The organism is Streptomyces sp. Ag82_O1-12, from assembly GCF_900182715.1.
Lineage (GTDB): Bacteria > Actinomycetota > Actinomycetes > Streptomycetales > Streptomycetaceae > Streptomyces > Streptomyces massasporeus.
The window spans coordinates 5,176,399-5,196,807 of record NZ_FXUW01000001.1; the positions used below are offsets into that span (position 1 = coordinate 5,176,399).

The window sequence follows — 20,409 nt, forward strand, 5'->3', positions numbered from 1 at the left end:
ACTTATGTTCCTGCCCGTGACGGGACTCAACGGGGACGAGGGCACGGACGTGGGCCGGCGGTCGAGAGCGCTGAAGATCGCCGGCCTCACTCTGGCGGGGACGCTGGTGCTGGGCGCCGGAGCGGCGGGCTGGGCCTACTGGCATCTCAGCGACAACATCAAAGGCGTCGACATCGACAACGCGCTGGGCGACAACCGGCCGCCGAAGCCGGTGACCACACCGTCGCCCGCGGGCCCGGCCCTGCCGAGCGAGGCCCTCAACATCCTGGTCCTGGGCTCGGACTCGCGCAGCGGCAAGGAAAATCGCCGGCTCGGCGGCGGCGACAGCTCCGGCGCCCGTTCCGACACGGCGATGGTCGTCCACCTCGACGCCGGGCGGACCAGCGCCACGGTGGTGAGCATCCCGCGCGACACCCTGGTCACCCGCCCGTCCTGCCCGCGCCCGTCCGGGGGATCGACGGCGGTCGCCCACCACTCCATGTTCAACAGCGCGTACGAGGTCGGCGGACCGGTCTGCGCGGTGAAGACGGTCGAGGAGATGACGAACGTCCGCATGGACCACTACCTCGAGATCGACTTCTCGGGCTTCGCCAAGCTGGTCGACGCGCTCGGCGGTGTCACCGTCACCACGGACGAGGACATCGCCGACGAGGACAGCCATCTGCGGCTCAAGGCGGGCACCCACCACCTCGACGGCACCCAGGCGCTCGCGCTGGCCCGCACCCGGCACGGCATAGGCGACGGCAGCGACCTGGGCCGCATAGGCCTCCAGCAGAAGCTGGTGAAGGCCCTGCTGGAGCAGATCGCCTCTCAGGACCTGCTCACCGACCCGGCCAAGCTGTACCGCGTCGCGGACACGGTCACCGCCGGCCTCACCACCGACACCGGCCTGGACTCCCTCGCCGAACTGACCCGGCTCGCCCAGAGCCTGAAGGGCCTTCCGGCGACCAGGGTGCGGACGGTGATGATGCCCGTGGTGCGGGCCCCGTCGGATCCCAACCGGGTGGTGGCCGAGGAGCCCGAGGCGGGGAAGCTGTGGGAGTCGCTGCGCTGACCTGCGGGAACGCCTCAAGTAAAAAGATCTTCGAAGAATTCCGGCGAGCATGTCGATCCGTCGTTCTCCCGATCGACGCAGGGGTGAGAGCGGGGAAGAGCCCCGCTCCCGAAGACCCCGAGGAGTCACCATGCCGCGCTTTCTCACCCTGATCCGCATCGACGAGAAGAACGCCCCCGCCGAGGGCCCGAGCCCCGAGCTCATGGACCGGATGGGCAAGCTCCTGGAGGAGATCACCAAGGCGGGGGTCATGCTGGACACGGCCGGGCTCACTCCGACCTCGGACGGCAGTCGGGTGACCTGGGAGGGCGGACAACTCTCCGTCACCGACGGGCCGTTCACCGAGTCCAAGGAGGTCATCGGCGGTTACTCGATCAGCCAGTGCAAGGACAAGGCCGAGGCGATCGAGTGGACCAAGCGGTTCCTGTCGCTGCACGAGGACTACTGGACGATCACCGCCGAGGTCCGGCAGATCGCCGAGGACTGACCGGTCCGCGCGCCGGTTCCGCTTGGCCGGGCGGCACCACGGGTGTCTGATGGTGGGCTGTGACCCCGCAGCCCACCCCGGCCCCGCCGCCGGATCCGCAGTCGGTCCTGGCGCCTGGGTCTTCCTCGGCCTCGCAGCCGCAGCCGGCCCCGCAGCCGGCACCCCCGCCACCACCCCGGCCCGACCGCACCGCCGAGGTCATCGAAACCGTCTTCCGCATGGAGGCGCCCCGGATCATCGCCGGTGTCGCACGGGTCGTCCGGGACGTCGGGATCGCCGAGGAACTCGCGCAGGACGCACTGGTCGCGGCACTGGAGCAGTGGCCACGGGACGGGGTGCCCGACAACCCGGGCGCCTGGCTCATGACCGCCGCGCGCCACCGTGCCGTCGACCTGGTCCGGCGCCGGGAGAACTACGCCCGCAAGCTCGCGGAGATCGGCCGGGACCTGTCGGCCACGGCTCCCCCGGAGAAGCCCGCCGACCCCGACGACATCGACGACGACCTGCTCCGCCTGGTCTTCACCGCCTGCCACGCGGTGCTTTCCACCGAGGCCCGCACCGCCCTCACCCTGCGCCTGCTCGGCGGCCTGACCACGACCGAGATCGCCCGCGCCTTCCTGGTCCCGGAGCCGACGGTCGCGCAGCGCATCGTCCGCGCCAAACGCACCCTCGCGGCGAAGAACGTCGCCTTCGAGGTGCCGCACGGCCCCGACCGCGAGGCCCGCCTCGGCTCGGTCCTCGACGTCATCTACCTGATCTTCAACGAGGGCTACGCCGCCACGGCCGGCGACGACTGGCTCCGCCCGTCCCTGTGCGAGGACGCCCTGCGCCTGGCCCGGGTGCTCTCGGCCCTCATGCCGAAGGAACCCGAGGTGCACGGCCTCACCGCGCTCCTGGAGCTCCAGGCCTCCCGCACGGCCGCCCGCACCGGCCCCTCCGGCGAGCCGGTCCTGCTGAAGGACCAGAACCGTTCCCGCTGGAACCGCATGCTCGTCGCCCGCGGCATCACCGCACTGGGCCGGGCCGAGGCCACCTCCTCCGGCGCCCCGGGCCCGTACCTCCTCCAGGCGGCCATCGCCGCCTGCCACGCGCACGCGTACACCTACGAGGAGACCGACTGGTCCCGCATCGCCACCCTGTACGGCCTCCTGGCCGCCCGCTCCCCGTCCCCGGTCGTGGAGCTGAACCGCGCGGTGGCCGTCTCGATGTCCGAGGGCCCGGCCGCGGCCCTCCTCCTCGTCGACGCCCTGACCGGCGACCCCGCCCTGCGCGACTACCACCTGCTGCCCAGCGTCCGCGGCGATCTCCTCGCCCGCCTCGGTCGTACGGCCGAGGCCCGGGCGGAGTTCGAACGGGCGGCGTCGCTCACGCGCAACGAGAGGGAGCGGGACCTGCTGCTGCGGAGGGCGGCCGAGCCGTCCTGAAGGTCAGGCGGGGTGCCCGATGAGCATCGCCGGTGCCCCCGCGACCCGGGTCAGGAACACCGTGGCCGCGTGCGGCCCCTGCGGCTTGACCTTCTTGCGGAGCTCCTCCGGCTCGACCGCCGAGCCGCGCTTCTTGACGGTGAGAATGCCGACCCGGCGCTCCCTCAGCAGCGCCTTCAGCTTCTTGACGTTGAAGGGCAGATGGTCGGTGATCTCGTAGGCGGTGGCGTACGGGGTCGGGTGCAGGGCGTCGGCCGTGACGTACGCGATGGTCGCGTCGAGCAGCCCGCCGCCCACCCGGTCGGCCACCTCGGCGACCAGGTGGGCGCGGATGACGGCGCCGTCGGGCTCGTAGAGGTAGCGGCCGGGCGGGCGGACCTGCGGGTCGGGCAGGCCGCGGGAGAGCAGGGTGCGCGGTCCCGGCAGGAGGGTCGCCCGGACCGCCCCCGGCCCGGTGCCGAACCACAGCACCGCCTCCTTGACGTCCCCGCCGTCGGAGATCCACTCGGCCTCGGCGTCCTCGGGGACCGCCTCGTGCGGGATGCCGGGGGCGACCTTCAGAGCGGCGCCGCGCGGAGCCCGGCGGGCCGCCGAGATCGCCCAGGACAGGGGCGGCGAGTAGGCCTCGGGGTCGAAGATCCGGCCACGGCCGCCGCGCCGGGCGGGGTCGACGAACACGGCGTCGAAACCGGCCGTGTCCACGTCCGTGACATCCGCCTCGCGCACCTCGACGAGGCCGGACAGACCCAGCGCGTCGGCGTTCGCCCGGGCGGCCGCGGCCGTCTGCGGGTCCCGGTCCACGGCCAGTACCCGGATTCCGGCGCGGGCCAGCGCGATCGCGTCACCGCCGATGCCGCAGCACAGGTCGGCGACCGAGGTGATGCCCGCCTCGGCCATCCGCCGGGCCCGGTAGGCCGCCACGCTCGCCCGGGTCGACTGCTCGACGCCGTTCGGCGTGAAGAACATCCGGCCCGCGTCCTCGGCCCCGAACTTCGCCACCGCCCGCTGCCGCAGCCGCGCCTGCCCGAGCGCCGCCGACACCAGCTCGGCGGGGTGCTCGCGGCGCAGCCGGGTCGCGACGGCCAGCTCCTGCGCCGGGTCGGTGTCCCGCACCTCGTCGAGGAGGGCGCGGCCTTCGGGGGTGAGGAGGGGAGCGAGGTCGTTCACCGGATCATTGTCGGCCACGGCGGCGGGCGGGTGGCGTGTGGGCCAGTCGGTGGACGGTGAGGCGCCGGCCGCGGTGTCGGGCCGGGATCGACGGGAGGCGCTGCGAGGATCCGGCACCATGCGAGCAGTCGTACAAAATGACAAAAGCCGGGCGTTGGGGCGGAGGTCCGCGGGCGTACGGATCGGCCTCACCGTGCTCGTCCTCGCCGCCATCGCCTCCGGCTGCGCGCAGGACGGCGACAGCGACCAGGTCACCCCGGCGGGTGGCCAGCAGCCCCTCGAGGCGCCCCCGGCCCGCGCGCTCGACTCCTACGCCACCAAGCTGCGCGCCGCGCACGCCGCCCGGGTCGCCGCCGCGCACCGCTGGGGCCTGCGCAAGGTCCCGCGCGCCGCCCCGCCGGCCCCGCGGGAGAAGCCGAGGATCAGGACCCGCAAGGGCTTCGAGGTGGACGGTCACCGGGAACTGGACCTGCCGCCCGTCTTCACCAGGGTCCCCACCCGGGACAAGGTCGTCTTCCTCACCATCGACGACGGCGCCGAGAAGGACCCGGCGTTCCTGCGGATGATGAGCGACCTGGACGTCCCGTACACCGCCTTCCTCAGCGGCTACCTGGTCAAGGACGACACCCGCTACTTCCGGACGATGCAGTCCAGGGGCGTGGTCCTGAACAACCACACCCTTCATCACCCCAATCTGCGGGGCATGTCCTACCGGGCGCAGAAGCGTGAGATCTGCGGCATGCAGCGCTACCTGGAGCGGCGGTTCGGCAAGCGCCCCACCCTCTTCCGCCCGCCCTACGGCAGCTACGACCGGGCGACCCTGCGCGCCGCCAAGACCTGCGGCATCGCGTACGCGCCCCTGTGGAACCAGGAGGTCTTCGCCGACCACTGGGAGTACCGCGAGGGGGATCGCAAGCTGCGCCGGGGCGACATCGTCCTCACGCACTTCCGGGGCCGCGACCAGTGGAAGGGCACGATGGCCGACATGGTCCGCCGCTTCCTGAACAAGGTGACGGCCCAGGGATACGCGGTCGGGCGGCTGGAGGACTACCTGTGAGGCGGCCGGCCGCCGCCCTGCTGTGCGCGGTCCTGCTGGCCGGCTGCGCCGGGGGCGCGGGGGAGCGGCCGGGCGCCGCCGACGGCCGGGCGCAGGCCCCGCCCCGCGCGGAGGGCGCCCCCCGGCGGCTGCCGCCCGTCGTGGACCACGTCCCCACCCGCGAACCCGTCGTCTTCCTCACCTACGACGACGGCGCCGAGCGCGACCCCCGCTTCGTCGGCCTCGTCCGCGAACGGCGCCTCCCTGTCAGCATGTTCCTCACGGACAGCGTCGTGGGCCCCGGCTACGGCCACTTCGCCCGGCTGCGCGCGGTCGGCGCGTCCATCCAGAACCACACCCTCGACCACCCCGCCCTGCGCGGCCTGCCCTACGCCGGCCAGCGCGCCGAGATCTGCGGCCAGCAGCACAAACTCCGCTCCCGCTTCGGCATCAGCCCCCGCCTCTTCCGCCCGCCCTACGGCACCTACGACCGGGCGACCCTGCGCGCGGCGGCCGACTGCGGCATCACGGCGGTCGTGCTGTGGCGCGCGTCCCTGAACACCGACGGCGAACTGACCTACACCCGGGGCGAGCCGGCCCTGCGGCCCGGCGACATCGTCTCGGTGCCGGCAGGCGAGACGATGTCCCCGAGCCTGACGGAACGGACGGTGCGGCTGCTGCGCGAGATCGCGCGGACGGGGCTTCGGGTGGGGCGGCTGGAGGACCACCTCTAGTGTCCCGGTCCGGAGATCCTGTCGCAGTAGCGGCAGATGCGGTCGATGATCTGATCTGAGGTCTTGGTCCACTTGAAGGGCCGGGCCTGTTCGTTCCAGGTCTTGATCCACGCTTCGAGCCCGGTCTTCAGTTCATCAAGCGAGCAGAACACGCCGCGTTCAAGGCGGCGTCGTTCCAGCATCGCGAACGACCGCTCGACCTGGTTGATCCAGGACGAGTAGGCCGGGGTGAAGTGCAGGCGGAACCGGGGATGCGCAAGCAGCCACTTGTGCACCACCGGCGCCTTGTGGTCGGAGAGGTTGTCGCAGATCACGTGGACCGCCAGGCCGGGATCGGTCTGGCGGTCGATCTCTACGTCCGGCACGGCACCGTGGACCTGTTCGCCGCCCTGAACACCGCCACCGGCAAGGAGATCGGGAAGCTGTCCAGCACCGCGCGGTCGACCTCCGTGTGGACGTGGAAGGCGTCCGTGCCGGTCGCGGCCAGCAGCGCCGAATGGTCCGTCCAGGCGAGATGCGCGATCTGGTGGGCGACGCTCCAGCCGGGCACCGGGGTGGCGAGCGCCCACTGCTCGGCGCTCAACTCGGCCACCAGCCGGTCGAGTTCCTCGCTCTCCTCGCGCAGGTCGTCGAACACGGGCGTCGGATCGGACACGGGACGCTCCCCTCGGGCATGGCAGCGCCGAAGAAGACAAGCAAGCATGCTTGCATAGTTGTGGCCGTTCGGTGCACGGCCCAGAGCGAGGGCTGCGCGGACCCTGTGTGCTCAATACACTCGGCGATCGCGCCCATCGTGGCGCACACTCGCATATCGGGGGACGAACGATGAGCAACTGGAACCCGGGCGGACAGTCGCCCCAGGGGCCGCAGCCCTACCAGCCGCAGCCATCTCAGCCCTATCCGCCCCAGCCCTACGTGCCGCCACAGCCCCAGCCGCCCTACCCGGGGCCACCGGTGCCGCCGCCGGGCGGGCCGATCACCCGGCTGCGGCGGCGGATCGGCCCCATCCACACCGCGCGCAGGGTCTTCACCCCGTCACGGCCGGGCATCGTCTCGGATCCTGAGGTGGCGCGGATGCGGAAGATCAGGACCCTGGTCGGCGTGGGCGCGTTCCTGTGGATGTCCTACGCCTACAAGCTCGCCCCCAAGCTCAGCGATGCGGCGGACGAGCAGGTCGACAAGTCGTGGACCAGCGCCCTCGTGCTGGCGGCGACCCTCCCGGTCGTCGTCGGCGTCCTGTACGGCCTGGCCGCTCCGGCGGCGCGACGGGACCTGCTGCGCCGGGCGGGGCGGTGCTTCGGCGCGATCGTGGCCATGATGGCGGCGACCGCCGTCTTCCCGGTCATCGTGCTCTCAGGGTTCTTCGAGGGCCAGGAACCCCTCGTGGAGGGCCACTTCACCGTGACGAAGGGCCTCATCCTCGCGTTCACCCTCTTCGTCCTCTTCTGGGTGACGCCGTTCGTCGTCTGGGGCGTGGGACTCGCCGTCCAGCACGTGTTCCGCACCGCGGACATCCACGAGACGGTGCCGCCGCTGCTGATCATGGCGTTGGCGTGGGAGATGGCACTGATCGACATGTTCACCGGCGCCCACGAGGGCGTGCCGACGGTGATCCGGTACGTGTTCATCCTGGGCGCCCCGCTCTCCGTCACGGCGGTGGGCCTGTGGGAGCTGCACCGGCTGCGCGTGCACTACGGGCTGGGGATGCGGGGACTGCTGATGCGCTAGGAACGGCGCCTCGCAGGACGTACTAGTGATCTGGTTTTGAGGTCGTGGGTCGCCACGTGAGGCGTCCCCTCTGTCAGATTGCGGCGTTCTGCTGCGGCGGGTAGCGCGCTCGGGGCTCTTGCTGCGTGGATGGGCGATACCCGGCTGGATCATCGACCGCATCTGCCGCTACTGCGACAGGATCTCCGAACCAGATCACTAGGACCACCGGTAGGACCACCTGACGGACCGGCTGGAGAGCCACCCGTAGGACCACCGGTAGCGCCGCTGACAGGGCCTTCTGAGGGACCACCTGACGGACCGGCTGGAGAGAACACCCGGCCGACGCGCCGTCGGCAATTAGCAGTCCGCTTGACCGAGTGCTAATCGCAGTCATAGTCTCGGCTCTGGCACTCCCCCTAGGAGAGTGCCAACACAGCGACGGGCAGGTCCGGCACCCGCGACGACGGATCCACCTGGTCGCCACCTCAGACAGTTAACCCCGTGAGATCTCCGAAGGGGGAGGTCGGATCGTGACGACCACCAGCTCCAAGGTTGCCATCAAGCCGCTCGAGGACCGCATTGTGGTCCAGCCGCTCGACGCCGAGCAGACCACCGCCTCTGGCCTGGTCATCCCGGACACCGCCAAGGAGAAGCCCCAGGAGGGCGTCGTCCTGGCCGTGGGCCCGGGCCGCTTCGAGGACGGCAACCGTCTTCCGCTCGACGTCTCCGTCGGCGACGTCGTGCTCTACAGCAAGTACGGCGGCACCGAGGTGAAGTACAACGGCGAGGAGTACCTCGTCCTCTCGGCCCGCGACGTGCTCGCGATCGTCGAGAAGTAATTCACCCGGCATTACCAGCATTGCAGTGAACTGCGCCCCTGGCCCCCGCGACCTTATGAAGCCGGGCGTCGGGGGCGCGGTTCGTTTCACCCACGTTTTCCGAGAGGGCTGAACCGCTCCCATGGCGAAGATCCTGAAGTTCGACGAGGACGCCCGTCGCGCCCTCGAGCGCGGCGTCAACAAGCTTGCCGACACGGTCAAGGTGACGATCGGCCCCAAGGGCCGCAACGTCGTCATCGACAAGAAGTTCGGCGCTCCCACCATCACCAACGACGGTGTGACCATCGCCCGCGAGGTCGAGGTCGAGGACCCGTACGAGAACCTCGGTGCCCAGCTGGTCAAGGAGGTGGCGACCAAGACCAACGACATCGCGGGTGACGGTACGACCACCGCGACCGTGCTCGCCCAGGCGCTCGTGCGCGAGGGCCTGAAGAACGTCGCCGCCGGTGCCTCCCCGGCCGCCCTGAAGAAGGGCATCGACGCCGCCGTCGCCGCGGTCTCCGAGGAGCTCCTCGCGACCGCCCGGCCGATCGACGAGAAGTCCGACATCGCCGCCGTCGCCGGTCTGTCCGCCCAGGACACGCAGGTCGGCGAGCTCATCGCCGAGGCCATGGACAAGGTCGGCAAGGACGGTGTCATCACCGTCGAGGAGTCCAACACCTTCGGTCTGGAGCTGGACTTCACCGAGGGCATGGCCTTCGACAAGGGCTACCTGTCGCCGTACTTCGTGACGGACCAGGAGCGCATGGAAGCCGTCCTGGACGACCCGTACATCCTCATCACGCAGGGCAAGATCTCCGCCATCGCGGACCTCCTGCCGCTGCTGGAGAAGGTCATCCAGTCGAACGCCTCCAAGCCGCTGCTGATCATCGCCGAGGACGTCGAGGGCGAGGCCCTTTCCACCCTCGTCGTGAACAAGATCCGCGGCACCTTCAACGCCGTCGCCGTGAAGGCCCCCGGCTTCGGCGACCGCCGCAAGGCGATGCTGCAGGACCTGGCCGTCCTCACCGGCGCCACGGTCGTCTCCGAGGAGGTCGGCCTCAAGCTCGACCAGGTCGGTCTGGACGTCCTCGGCTCCGCCCGCCGCGTCACCGTCACCAAGGACGACACCACGGTCGTCGACGGCGCCGGCAACAAGGACGACGTGCAGGGCCGCGTCGCCCAGATCAAGGCCGAGATCGAGTCCACGGACTCCGACTGGGACCGCGAGAAGCTCCAGGAGCGCCTCGCGAAGCTGGCCGGCGGCGTGTGCGTCATCCGCGTGGGTGCCGCCACCGAGGTCGAGCTGAAGGAGCGCAAGCACCGTCTGGAGGACGCCATCTCCGCGACCCGCGCCGCGGTCGAGGAGGGCATCGTCTCCGGTGGTGGCTCCGCGCTGGTCCACGCCGTCAAGGTCCTCGAGGGCAACCTCGGCAAGACCGGCGACGAGGCCACGGGTGTCGCGGTCGTTCGCAAGGCCGCCGTCGAGCCGCTGCGCTGGATCGCCGAGAACGCCGGCCTGGAGGGCTACGTCATCACCTCCAAGGTCGCCGAGCTCGACAAGGGCCAGGGCTTCAACGCCGCCACCGGCGAGTACGGCGACCTGGTCAAGGCCGGCGTCATCGACCCGGTGAAGGTCACCCGCTCCGCCCTGGAGAACGCCGCCTCCATCGCCTCCCTCCTCCTCACGACCGAGACCCTGGTCGTCGAGAAGAAGGAAGAGGAAGAGCCGGCCGCCGCGGGCCACGGCCACGGCCACGCCCACTGACGACCAAGGTCGCCAGAGCCTGAGTGAGGGCCCGGCACCCCGGAAACGGGGTGCCGGGCCCTCACCGTTCCTCTCCACCGGTCAGGGAACCGGCGCGACCGTCTTCGGCCTCCTGAATACCGGAGCAGAAGGGGGTTGTCATGAGCCAGGTGCTCTACGAGGAACGGTCCCGGAATCCGCTGGCGCGCACCGCGGAACTCACCGAGGACCGGTTGCGCAGGGGCGGCCGGACCACACCACTGGACGAGCTGAACCTCGGCGCCATGGCCGAGGCGTATCTGCGCGGGCACTGGCTCGGCGGCGGCGGGGCCGAACGCCCCCTCGCGTCGCTCGTGCAGGGCCCGGGCATCGTCCCGGTCACCCGCGTCACCGGCACCACCACGCCCCTGAAGGTGCGCCGGACCGCCGACTTCGCCCGGGCGCTCGGCGAACTGGCCGCGCGCAGGTGCGGCGGGCCGGACCAGGTGGCCGCCCTCGCCGCTCGGGCGCAGGCGGAGGGCGTGCCGCTGTGGATCGCGCGGCGGTACGCGCCGGGGCCCGCCGGGCCGGTCGCCGTCGCCGTGGACCGGCGCCTGGTCCGCGTGGACGTCTGGGGCCCGGGCGCTCCCGCCGTGCGCCTGCGGGCTCCCTACGGCTTCCGCGGTGACTCGACGGTTCCGGGCAGTGGCCTGGTCATGACCGTCGGAGACGTCGGCGCCCGGCTGATCCTTCAGAAGAAGTTCCGCAAGTCCAAGAGCAGCGTGGAGATAGGGCTGCCCGCCCGGCGCTGGACCCTGCGCCGCGAGACCGCGGAGAGTTCGTGTCTGCTGCGCGACGGCCGGCGGGTCGCGCTGCTGACCCGTCCCGGGCGGTGGCCCGGTCCGCAGCCCGGCTCGGTGCTGCTGCCGCTGGCCGACGTGCGCCACGAGAGCCCCGACCCGCTGGACGCCGTCATGGCACACGCGGTCGCCGTCTCCTTCGGCCTCGGCGACACGACGGGCCTGGCCAGGTTCCGTGCCGTGAGGCCCGGCCGGAACACGGACGGCGACACCTGGGACCACCCCTGGTTCAGCAACCTCGGCAGGGGCCGCGACGACAACGAACCCGGCGGTGGCGACGGCTGGGGCAGTGACGGCGGAGACGGCGGAGACGGAGGGGACGGAGGCGGGGGCGACGGAGGCGGCGGTGACGGCGGGGGCGGAGGAGGCGGCGACTAGCCGGCCCGGCGGCCGGTCTTCCCCCGCCTCGTGAGCCCCTCGCCCGCCGGCTGCGGCGTCAGAGTTCCGTGGGCTCCAACGCTCCCAGCTGCTGCATCAGCCCCAGCCGGTCGTACTGCCACCAGCCCTCGGCGATCTTCCCGTCCGGCGTGCACCGGTGGATGGTCGTCCCGGTCATGGTGACGTCCTGGCCGGTCGGCGGGATCCCGAGGAAGTCGCCCGTGTGACGGCCGTGGAAGGTCCACCGGGTGCACACCCGGTCGCCCTGCGCCATCTGGTCGTGGATGGTGAACGAGAGGTCGAACCCGCTCCGCCACATCTCCACCTCGCGCCGCATGGCGTCCAGCCCGATGGTGTCCTGCACGTTGGCGGGATCGTGGTCGTGGTAGTCCTCGATGAACACGTCGTTGAGCGTGGGCGCGTCACCACGGTCGGCCAAGAGCTCGAAGAACCTGCGCGCGGTGGCCGCGTACAGCTGCTCGTCCCGCACCACGTCCAGGTCCGTGAAGGTCGGCGTCTCCTCGCAGAGCGCCACCATGTCCTGGAAGATCCGGTCGGTCTCCGGCAGCCCGGAGTTGCGCATCGCCTCCTCGTACGAGGGGAACTCCACGATCTCCACGATGTGCGAGGAGTCGGCCCGGTCCTTCGCCATCACACTGTGCGACGCGGTCCGCTTCCCCTTGGTCTGCTCGACCCACCGGTCCATCAGCCGGTTCATCTCGTCGAGCCGGCTGGTCCTGCATTCGATGAGCTGTACGAAGGTCATGGCCTCGCCTCCGGCCCCCCTGGGTCCGGCTGAACAGCTTCATTGTCCCAAGGGGAAAGCCCTCCTGCCTCCCGGCTCATGAGGCAGGAGGGCAGAAGAGGGGCCGGCCGGCGCGCGCCTACCGCGGCCCGTACTTCCGGCCCGTCCTGGACGACACCGCCCCCAGCATCCCCCGCGGCACCAGCTTCGCCGCCCCCAAGAGGGCCTTGTAGCGCGGGTCCGGGACGGACAGCGTCTTGCCGCGCGCCAGATCGTGCAGCGCCGCCGCCACCAGCTTGTCCGCGTCGAGCCACATCCAGCCCGGGATGTTGTCGGTGCCCATCCCGGCCCGGTCGTGGAACTCGGTGCGCACGAACCCCGGGCAGAGCGCCATCAGCCGTACGCCGCTGCCGGCCAGGTCGCGCGCCGCGCCCTGGGTGAACTGCACGACCCAGGCCTTGGAGGCGCCGTAGGTTCCCCGGGGGACGAAGGCGGCCACCGACGCGACGTTGACCACGCCGCCCCGGCCCCGCTCGCGCATCGCCTCGGTCGCCGCCGACGTCAGCCGCAGCACCGCCTCGCAGTGCACCTTCAGCATCCGCAGCTCGTCGGCCATGGAGACGTCCAGGTAGCGGCCCTTGTTGCCGAATCCGGCGTTGTTGATCAGGAGGTCGACGGGGTTCTTGCGGTCACCGAGACGTCCGGCCACCGCCTCGATCCCCTTGTCCTCGGCCAGGTCGGCCGTCAGCACCTCCGCCTCGATGCCGTGCCGGTCGTGCAGCTCGGTCGCCTGTTCCCTCAGCCGCTTGGTGTCGCGGGCCACCAGCACCAGGTTGTGCCCGTCCGCCGCCAGTCGCCGCGCGAACGCGGCTCCGATGCCTGCCGTCGATCCCGTAATCAGAGCCGTTGTCATGGCAGAAGGTTAGTGACCTGGACTGGGTGCATCCGCTTCCCCGTGGGGCCGTCCGTGGTGAAGGGTCGGTGGAGACAGGCGTGGTGAGCGGCCGTCAGGCCCCGTACTTCTCCTTGTACTCCCGCGCCGTGCGCAGCGCCTCCGGGTGCAGGGCCTCGCCCGCGGCCAGCAGCCGCGGCAGCAGCGTCCGCTCGGTCGTCACCGCCCGGAACTGCAGGGCCACGGTCACGTCGTGGCCGGGCCGGTGCACGATCTCGACGGCATCGCCCGCGCGGATCTCGCCGGGCACGATCACCCGCAAATACGCCCCCGGCGCCCCTCGCCGCGTGAACCGCTTCACCCAGCCCTTTTCGTCCAGGTGGCCCTGGAATGTGCGGCACGGAATCCGCCCGGAGGTGATCTCCAGCACCACCTCGGGCCCGACCCGCCAGCGCTCGCCGATCAGGGCACCGGACACGTCCAGTCCGCGGGTCGTCAGGTTCTCGCCGAACGCGCCGTCGGGCAGCGTCCGGCCCAGCTCGCGCTCCCACTCGTCCATGTCCTCGCGGGCCATGGCGTACACGGCCTGGTCGTCGCCGCCGTGGTGCTCCAGCTTGCACACCGCGTCGCCGGCCAGCCCGCTCCCGCCGATCCCCTGGGGCCCGGGCGCGGACACCCGCACCGGCCCCTCCACCGGCCGCTTGTCGATCCCGGTCACGCCCCCGGGGCCGTCCGCGTACGGCGCGGCCTCGGCACGGCCCAGATTCACAGACAGAAGCTTCATGCACCGCACGCTAAGCGACCGGACCCCAAAGCGTCGACGCATTATTCGCATCGCCGTCAAAGGGTCGCTTATCCTTGACGGGTGATCGAAGCTCGTCATCTCCGCGTTCTGCGCGCCGTCGCGACCACCGGCTCCTTCTCCGCCGCGGGCCGCGAGCTGGGCTGCACCCAGCCCGCCGTCAGCCAGCAGATGAAGGCCCTGGAAACCTCCGTCGGCACACCCCTGCTGATCCGCACGGGACGCGAGATGCGCCTGACCCAGGCCGGCGAGGCCCTGGTGCGGCACGCCTCCGGGATCCTCGCCGGGCTCACGGCCGCGGAGGAGGAGGTCGCCGCCATCGCCGGGCTGCGCGCGGGCCGGGTCCGGCTCGTCTCCTTCCCCAGCGGCAGCTCCACCCTCGTCCCCACGGCCCTCGCCGCGCTGCGCGCGGCGCACCCCGGCACCCGCGTCTCCCTGGAGGAGGCCGAGCCGCCCGCCTCCGTCGGCCTGCTGCGCGAGGGCGACTGCGACGTGGCGCTCGCCTTCCGTTATGAGGGGGCCGCGGGCGCGGAGGAGTGGGACGACCTCGTCGTACGGCCGCTGCTGTCGGACCGGCTCGTCGCGCTCGTGCCGGAGCGGCACCGGCTCGCGGGCGCGGAGTCCGTCGACATCGGCGAGCTCACCGGGGAGCCGTGGATCGCGGGCTGCCCACGCTGCCGCGGACAGCTGATCGAGGTGTGCGCGGCGGCCGGCTTCACCCCGCGCATCGACTTCGCCACCGACGACTATCCGGCGGTGGTCGGGCTGGTCGGCGCCGGCCTGGGTGTGGCCGTGCTGCCCCAGTTGGCCGTCGAGTCGGTACGGCCCCGGGGGGTGCGCACCGTGCGGCTCGAACCGGCGGTGCGGCGGGAGATCGTCGCGCTCACGCTGCCCGACCTCGCGCAGGTCCCGGCGGTGGCCGCGACGCTCGACCAGCTGGCCCGGGCCGCCCGCCGGCAGTAGCGGCCCACCCGCGTCAAAAACCAACGGCACGCGTGCGCGTGCCCGTTCGAAGAAACGTTCCTTCAGTTGTTCGAGGCGGTTTGCCCGCCCGATGCCGACGCCGACACCAGCCGGTTGCGCGCCCGCCCCATCAGCTCTTCGCGCTCGTCCTCGGTCAGCCCGCCCCACACGCCGTACGGCTCACGCACCGCCAGTGCGTGGGCAGCGCACTCGGCGCGTACCGGGCACCTCATGCAGACCTCTTTGGCCGAGTTCTCACGAGCGCTCCTCGCCGCACCGCGCTCGCCCTCCGGATGGAAGAACAGCGAGCTGTCCACCCCGCGACAGGCAGCCAGCAGCTGCCAGTCCCACAGGTCCGCGTTCGGTCCGGGAAGGCGGGAGAAATCTGCCATTACGTGACCCCTTGTAGCCGTTCTGGGCGGATCCGGTGTCTACGACCGTACAACTACGATCTAAGGAGATGAAAATATGACTCATTGCGAATCTAGCTCCAGACACTGGCAAAGCGGAAGAAATGGGTCTGAATGGGGCATAGGTTGTGATGAAAGTTCGAGGGTCTGCTGCGCATATCTGCACCGTGTCCGCCCCCTCACGTAGAGTGCCGAAGATGGCAGCCACCCCCGTAACTCTTTCGAGTGACCGTCGTTGAGAGTGCGAGGCGGTTGAAGGAACAAGCGCTCGGGCGGGTGTCCGAGACGGTCGACCGCACAGGTGACGATTTCGTACCAGCCTGGAGGCTCAAGGTGACGTGCATCAGCTGCGGAGGGCGGTCATGACATCCGTCCTCGTCTGCGACGACTCCCCGCTTGCCCGAGAGGCGCTCCGTCGTGCGGTCGCGACCGTGCCCGGCGTAGAGCGCGTGACGACGGCGGCCAACGGCGAGGAAGTCCTCCGCCGCTGGGGGGCCGACCGCTCGGACCTGATTCTGATGGACGTACGCATGCCCGGCCTGGGCGGCGTCGAGACGGTCCGGCGGCTGCTGTCCGCCGATCCCGGTGCGCGCATCATCATGCTCACCGTCGCCGAGGACCTGGACGGCGTGGCCCTCGCGGTCGCCGCCGGTGCCCGCGGCTATCTGCACAAGGACGCCTCCCGCGCGGAACTGCGCGCGACGGTGACCCAGGCCCTGGCCGACCCGACCTGGCGGCTCGCCCCGCGCCGGCTGCGCTCGGCCGAGATGGGCGCGGCGCCCACGCTCACGGCGCGTGAGATCCAGGTCCTCGAAGGCATGAGCCACGGCCGCTCGAACGCCGAGATCGGCCGCGAGCTGTTCCTCTCCGAGGACACCGTCAAGACGCACGCCCGGCGCCTGTTCAAGAAGCTGGGCGCCTCGGACCGGGCCCACGCCGTGGCGCTCGGCTTCCGGTGGGGTCTGGTGCGCTAGGGCCTGTCCTTCGGATCGGGTCGGCCGCGGCGCGCGGCCTCCGGCGAGGGTCGGGGAGCGGGGGCATGTGGATGCCCCCGCGCGAGCCGTACCCGCGCGGACCGGAGCCGGCGGCCGGCGGTGACGCCGGTGGGAAGCCGCTTCCGCCCGGGCGAGGTCGAGGTCCCGCGAGGGCGAGGGACGAGGTCCCCGGAATGATCCGAACGGCAGGTCCCAGCGGTCGTGGTGAGAGCACGGAACGCCAGGTGGGCGCGGGTGGATCGGGGGTCCGCCGGAGGCCTGCTGCTCGTTTCGCCGCGGATGCCGCATCCTTGAGGGTGTGGAGTTCCTCGGGGACGAGTCGGTCGAGCGGAAGGGGAGGGCGCAGGGGATGAGTGCCGGCGCACCTGCTCATAACGCTTCGGTGCACAACAACGGGCGCGGTGCCGCGGACCCTGCGGCCGCAAGGCACCATGGACCGATGCGCGACGACGAGCCGGCCCATGCCCAGGGCCCGATCGGGGCGCTCGTCCACCGCGCCGTCGACGGGGACGAGCAGGCGACGCACGACCTGCTCGCCCATGTCCACCCCCTGGCCCTGCGCTACTGCCGCACCCGTCTGTCCCGTCTCCCGGGCGACGCGCGGCACTTCGTGGAGGACCTCGCGCAGGAGGTCTGCGTGGCGGTGCTCCTCGCGCTGCCCCGCTACCGGGACACCGGGCGTCCCTTCGAGGCGTTCGTCTTCGCCATCGCCGCTCACAAGGTCGCCGACCTCCAGCGCGCGGCGATGCGGCACCCCGGCTCGACGGCCGTCCCCTCCGACGAGATGCCCGAGCGCCCCGACGACTCCCTGGGTCCGGAGGAGCGCGCCCTGCTCAGCAGCGACGCGGAATGGGCCAAGAAACTCCTGGCCAATCTCCCCGAGAACCAGCGGGAGCTGCTGCTGCTGCGGATCGCGGTGGGGCTCACGGCCGAGGAGACCGGTCAGATGTTGGGAATGTCACCCGGTGCGGTCCGGGTGGCCCAGCACAGGGCGCTGAGCCGGCTGCGGGCGCTGGCCGAGCAGTAGCCCTGCTTCAACAACCCCTCTGTTGAACAGGCGGTGCGCCGCTTCCGTACGAACATACGAAGCCCGGAGCCAGGCGGAACCGTGGAATGAGACAGCCGCGCTTCCCGTTAGCATGGACATCCGCACCGATCAAGGCCATTTGGGGAAGGTGTCATGACTGCCAACGTCGACGGAGTGCCCGGTAAATTCGCGACACTCGGGCTGACCTACGACGACGTGCTGCTGCTGCCGGGTGCATCCGAGGTGCTCCCCAACGCGGTCGACACCTCGTCCCGCATCTCGCGCAACGTCCGGGTCAACATCCCGCTGCTCTCCGCGGCGATGGACAAGGTGACCGAGTCCCGCATGGCGATCGCGATGGCCCGCCAGGGCGGCGTCGGCGTGCTGCACCGCAACCTCTCGATCGAGGACCAGGTCAACCAGGTCGACCTGGTGAAGCGCTCCGAGTCCGGCATGGTCACCGACCCGATCACGGTGCACCCCGACGCGACGCTGGGCGAGGCCGACGCCCTGTGCGCCAAGTTCCGCATCAGCGGCGTCCCCGTCACCGACGGCAACAAGAAGCTGCTCGGCATCGTCACCAACCGCGACATGGCCTTCGAGACCGACCGCACCCGTCAGGTGCGCGAGGTCATGACGCCGATGCCGCTGGTCACCGGCAAGGTCGGCATCTCCGGCGCCGACGCCATGGAGCTGCTGCGCCGCCACAAGATCGAGAAGCTTCCCCTGGTCGACGACGCGGGTGTCCTCAAGGGCCTCATCACGGTCAAGGACTTCGTCAAGGCCGAGCAGTACCCCAACGCGGCGAAGGACTCCGAGGGCCGGCTGCTCGTCGGCGCGGCCGTGGGCGCCAGCCCCGAGGCGCTGGAGCGCGCCCAGGCGCTCGCCGGTGCCGGGGTGGACTTCCTGGTCGTCGACACCTCGCACGGCCACAACAGCAACGCGCTCAGCTGGATGGCGAAGATCAAGTCGAGCGTGGGCGTCGACGTGATCGGCGGCAACGTAGCCACACGTGACGGCGCCCAGGCGCTGATCGACGCCGGCGTCGACGGCATCAAGGTGGGCGTGGGCCCCGGCTCGATCTGTACCACCCGCGTGGTGGCCGGCATCGGCGTCCCGCAGGTCACGGCCATCTACGAGGCGTCCCTCGCGGCCCGTCCGGCGGGCATCCCGCTGATCGGCGACGGCGGTCTGCAGTACTCCGGCGACATCGGCAAGGCCCTGGCCGCCGGTGCCGACACGGTGATGCTCGGCAGCCTCCTCGCGGGCTGCGAGGAGTCCCCGGGCGAGCTCCAGTTCATCAACGGCAAGCAGTTCAAGTCGTACCGCGGCATGGGCTCGCTCGGCGCGATGCAGTCCCGCGGCCAGGCCAAGTCGTACTCCAAGGACCGCTACTTCCAGGCCGAGGTCGGCTCCGACGACAAGCTCGTGCCCGAGGGCATCGAGGGCCAGGTGCCCTACCGCGGCCCGCTGGCCAACGTGCTGCACCAGCTCGTCGGCGGTCTGCGCCAGACCATGGGTTACGTGGGCGCCGCCTCCATCGACGAGATGGAGACCAAGGGCCGCTTCGTCCGGATCACCTCCGCGGGCCTCAAGGAGAGCCACCCGCACGACATCCAGATGACGGTCGAGGCACCGAACTACAGCCGCAGCAAGTAGCGGCCGGCCTTCCGAGGGCGGCTCCGGGGCATCCGGGGCCGCCCTCGTCGTGCCCGTCGGCGATACTGGAAGACGCTGCAACGCATCAGGGAAAGGCCACAGACGTGACTGAGATCGAGATCGGGCGCGGCAAGCGCGGCCGCCGGGCGTACGCCTTCGACGACATCGCCGTCGTCCCCAGCCGCCGTACGCGGGACCCGAAGGAGGTCTCGATCGCCTGGCAGATCGACGCCTACCGCTTCGAGCTGCCCTTCCTGGCCGCCCCCATGGACTCGGTCGTCTCCCCGGCCACCGCCATCCGGATCGGCGAGCTCGGCGGCCTCGGCGTGCTGAACCTCGAGGGCCTGTGGACGCGCCACGAGGACCCGCAGCCGCTGCTCGACGAGATCGCCGGGCTGGACTCGGAGACCGCGACCCGCCGTCTGCAGGAGATCTACGCGGCTCCCATCAAGGAGGAGCTGATCGGGCAGCGCATCAAGGAGGTGCGCGACTCCGGTGTCGTCACCGCCGCCGCGCTCTCCCCGCAGCGCACCGCCCAGTTCTCCAAGGCCGTCGTGGACGCGGGCGTGGACATCTTCGTCATCCGCGGTACGACGGTCTCGGCGGAGCACGTCTCCGGCGCGCACGAGCCGCTGAACCTGAAGCAGTTCATCTACGAGCTGGACGTCCCGGTGATCGTCGGCGGTTGCGCCACGTACACGGCGGCCCTGCACCTGATGCGCACCGGCGCGGCCGGCGTGCTGGTCGGCTTCGGCGGCGGCGCGGCGCACACCACGCGCAACGTCCTCGGCATCCAGGTCCCGATGGCCACGGCGGTCGCGGACGTGGCCGCCGCCCGCCGTGACTACATGGACGAGTCGGGCGGCCGGTACGTGCACGTGATCGCGGACGGAGGTGTCGGCTGGTCCGGCGACCTGCCCAAGGCGATCGCCTGCGGCGCCGACGCGGTCATGATGGGCTCCCCGCTCGCGCGCGCGACCGACGGTCCGGGCAAGGGGCACCACTGGGGCATGGAGGCGGTGAACGAGGAGCTGCCGCGCGGCAAGAAGGTCGACCTCGGCACGGTCGGGACCATCGAGGAGATCCTCACCGGCCCGTCCCACACCCCCGACGGCTCCATGAACCTCTTCGGCGCCCTGCGCCGCGCCATGGCCACCACCGGCTACAGCGAGCTGAAGGAGTTCCAGCGCGTCGAGGTGACGGTGGCGGACTCGCAGCACCGGCGGTAGTTCGTTCCGGCGCCGAGTAGGGCCTGGTCACTCCGGGGAGTGGCCGGGCCCTTTTGCGTGCCCAAGTGGCTCTGACGGGGCGCGAGTTGCCGTCGGGGGGCGCACGGGTGCCTTCGGGCCGTTCTGACCCGTGGAAGGCGGTTTCGAGGGGCTAGTGTCCGTGATCGGCGCCCCGGTTCTTCTGGGGCCCCCTTCCAAGGACATGGTCCGGACCCCGCCCTCGGGGCCCGGCCCGATTCCGACGTGCCGTCCACCGGGTCACTGGGCGGCGTCGTGGAAGGGGGCGCCCATGG

Annotated in this window: 20 protein-coding genes and 1 pseudogene; 14 read left to right on the forward strand and 7 right to left on the reverse strand. The window is 71.3% G+C overall.

Annotated elements, in window-relative coordinates; translation table 11 throughout:
• The first annotated feature begins 4 nt into the window (after positions 1 to 4).
• From QOL88_RS23945 to QOL88_RS23955, 3 genes are all read left to right on the forward strand, one after another.
• Positions 5 to 1,054 carry an LCP family protein gene (locus tag QOL88_RS23945; protein WP_097219334.1) on the forward strand — a complete coding sequence of 350 codons (1,050 nt, stop codon included), beginning with the start codon at positions 5 to 7 and terminating at the stop codon, positions 1,052 to 1,054.
• Between the two features lie 130 nt (positions 1,055 to 1,184).
• Positions 1,185 to 1,541 carry a YciI family protein gene (locus QOL88_RS23950; protein WP_097219336.1) on the forward strand — a complete coding sequence of 119 codons (357 nt, stop codon included), beginning with the start codon at positions 1,185 to 1,187 and terminating at the stop codon, positions 1,539 to 1,541.
• Positions 1,542 to 1,759: 218 nt separating this feature from the next.
• On the forward strand, positions 1,760 to 2,965 hold the full coding sequence (locus QOL88_RS23955) for an RNA polymerase sigma factor (RefSeq protein WP_257028079.1): 1,206 nt from the start codon (positions 1,760 to 1,762) through the stop codon (positions 2,963 to 2,965).
• Between the two features lie 3 nt (positions 2,966 to 2,968).
• Here the strand turns inward: QOL88_RS23955 and QOL88_RS23960 are convergent, their stop codons facing one another.
• The gene (locus tag QOL88_RS23960; protein ID WP_097219338.1) at positions 2,969 to 4,132 is read right to left on the reverse strand and encodes a class I SAM-dependent methyltransferase; all 1,164 of its coding nucleotides are present in this window, start codon (positions 4,130 to 4,132) and stop codon (positions 2,969 to 2,971) included.
• A gap of 118 nt (positions 4,133 to 4,250) precedes the next feature.
• Between QOL88_RS23960 and QOL88_RS23965 the strand changes: the two genes are divergently transcribed.
• Together QOL88_RS23965 and QOL88_RS23970 are read left to right on the forward strand one after the other, a co-directional pair.
• On the forward strand, positions 4,251 to 5,189 hold the full coding sequence (locus QOL88_RS23965) for a polysaccharide deacetylase family protein (protein ID WP_179878941.1): 939 nt from the start codon (positions 4,251 to 4,253) through the stop codon (positions 5,187 to 5,189).
• Positions 5,186 to 5,902 carry a polysaccharide deacetylase family protein gene (locus QOL88_RS23970; protein WP_257027878.1) on the forward strand — a complete coding sequence of 239 codons (717 nt, stop codon included), beginning with the start codon at positions 5,186 to 5,188 and terminating at the stop codon, positions 5,900 to 5,902. Before QOL88_RS23965 ends, QOL88_RS23970 begins: the two co-directional genes overlap by 4 nt.
• Here QOL88_RS23970 and QOL88_RS23975 read toward each other — a convergent pair.
• Both QOL88_RS23975 and QOL88_RS23980 read right to left on the reverse strand, forming a co-directional pair.
• Positions 5,899 to 6,267, reverse strand: a complete 369-nt coding sequence (locus tag QOL88_RS23975; RefSeq protein WP_257027879.1) for a transposase — start codon at positions 6,265 to 6,267, stop codon at positions 5,899 to 5,901. The genes QOL88_RS23970 and QOL88_RS23975 overlap by 4 nt on opposite strands.
• Positions 6,268 to 6,320: 53 nt before the next feature.
• Positions 6,321 to 6,557, reverse strand: a pseudogene (locus QOL88_RS23980) (maleylpyruvate isomerase family mycothiol-dependent enzyme); the annotation flags it as partial.
• Positions 6,558 to 6,727: 170 nt separating this feature from the next.
• On the opposite strand from QOL88_RS23980, the gene QOL88_RS23985 reads away from it, so the two are divergent.
• The 4 genes from QOL88_RS23985 (at position 6,728) to QOL88_RS24000 (ending at position 11,394) form a co-directional block, all read left to right on the forward strand.
• A complete protein-coding gene (locus QOL88_RS23985; protein ID WP_257027880.1) occupies positions 6,728 to 7,630 on the forward strand; it encodes a hypothetical protein in 903 nt (300 codons plus the stop codon).
• Between the two features lie 512 nt (positions 7,631 to 8,142).
• On the forward strand, positions 8,143 to 8,451 hold the full coding sequence (gene groES, locus QOL88_RS23990; protein WP_003974211.1) for a co-chaperone GroES: 309 nt from the start codon (positions 8,143 to 8,145) through the stop codon (positions 8,449 to 8,451).
• A 121-nt stretch (positions 8,452 to 8,572) separates the two neighbouring features.
• Complete coding sequence (gene groL / locus QOL88_RS23995) at positions 8,573 to 10,198, forward strand: chaperonin GroEL (protein ID WP_097219340.1); 1,626 nt, start codon at positions 8,573 to 8,575, stop codon at positions 10,196 to 10,198.
• A gap of 140 nt (positions 10,199 to 10,338) precedes the next feature.
• The gene (locus QOL88_RS24000) at positions 10,339 to 11,394 is read left to right on the forward strand and encodes a hypothetical protein (RefSeq protein ID WP_179878942.1); all 1,056 of its coding nucleotides are present in this window, start codon (positions 10,339 to 10,341) and stop codon (positions 11,392 to 11,394) included.
• A 58-nt stretch (positions 11,395 to 11,452) separates the two neighbouring features.
• Here the strand turns inward: QOL88_RS24000 and QOL88_RS24005 are convergent, their stop codons facing one another.
• From QOL88_RS24005 to QOL88_RS24015, 3 genes are all read right to left on the reverse strand, one after another.
• Positions 11,453 to 12,160, reverse strand: a complete 708-nt coding sequence (locus QOL88_RS24005; RefSeq protein ID WP_097219342.1) for an ester cyclase — start codon at positions 12,158 to 12,160, stop codon at positions 11,453 to 11,455.
• Between the two features lie 118 nt (positions 12,161 to 12,278).
• Positions 12,279 to 13,052 carry an SDR family NAD(P)-dependent oxidoreductase gene (locus tag QOL88_RS24010; protein ID WP_097219344.1) on the reverse strand — a complete coding sequence of 258 codons (774 nt, stop codon included), beginning with the start codon at positions 13,050 to 13,052 and terminating at the stop codon, positions 12,279 to 12,281.
• 94 nt (positions 13,053 to 13,146) lie between these two features.
• On the reverse strand, positions 13,147 to 13,815 hold the full coding sequence (locus tag QOL88_RS24015) for an MOSC domain-containing protein (protein WP_097219347.1): 669 nt from the start codon (positions 13,813 to 13,815) through the stop codon (positions 13,147 to 13,149).
• A gap of 81 nt (positions 13,816 to 13,896) precedes the next feature.
• Here QOL88_RS24015 and QOL88_RS24020 point away from each other — a divergent pair, with 81 nt between their 5' ends.
• Positions 13,897 to 14,796, forward strand: a complete 900-nt coding sequence (locus QOL88_RS24020) for a LysR family transcriptional regulator (RefSeq protein WP_097219350.1) — start codon at positions 13,897 to 13,899, stop codon at positions 14,794 to 14,796.
• A gap of 62 nt (positions 14,797 to 14,858) precedes the next feature.
• Here QOL88_RS24020 and QOL88_RS24025 read toward each other — a convergent pair whose 3' ends face one another.
• Positions 14,859 to 15,188 carry a WhiB family transcriptional regulator gene (locus QOL88_RS24025; protein ID WP_097219352.1) on the reverse strand — a complete coding sequence of 110 codons (330 nt, stop codon included), beginning with the start codon at positions 15,186 to 15,188 and terminating at the stop codon, positions 14,859 to 14,861.
• A 380-nt stretch (positions 15,189 to 15,568) separates the two neighbouring features.
• Between QOL88_RS24025 and QOL88_RS24030 the strand changes: the two genes are divergently transcribed.
• From QOL88_RS24030 to QOL88_RS24045, 4 genes are all read left to right on the forward strand, one after another.
• Positions 15,569 to 16,180, forward strand: a complete 612-nt coding sequence (locus QOL88_RS24030) for a response regulator transcription factor (RefSeq protein WP_003948568.1) — start codon at positions 15,569 to 15,571, stop codon at positions 16,178 to 16,180.
• 460 nt (positions 16,181 to 16,640) lie between these two features.
• On the forward strand, positions 16,641 to 17,228 hold the full coding sequence (locus tag QOL88_RS24035) for a sigma-70 family RNA polymerase sigma factor (protein ID WP_097219354.1): 588 nt from the start codon (positions 16,641 to 16,643) through the stop codon (positions 17,226 to 17,228).
• Positions 17,229 to 17,381: 153 nt separating this feature from the next.
• Positions 17,382 to 18,887 carry an IMP dehydrogenase gene (gene guaB, locus QOL88_RS24040; RefSeq protein ID WP_031110302.1) on the forward strand — a complete coding sequence of 502 codons (1,506 nt, stop codon included), beginning with the start codon at positions 17,382 to 17,384 and terminating at the stop codon, positions 18,885 to 18,887.
• A gap of 104 nt (positions 18,888 to 18,991) precedes the next feature.
• Complete coding sequence (locus tag QOL88_RS24045) at positions 18,992 to 20,116, forward strand: GuaB3 family IMP dehydrogenase-related protein (RefSeq protein WP_031110303.1); 1,125 nt, start codon at positions 18,992 to 18,994, stop codon at positions 20,114 to 20,116.
• The last annotated feature ends 293 nt before the right edge of the window (positions 20,117 to 20,409 follow it).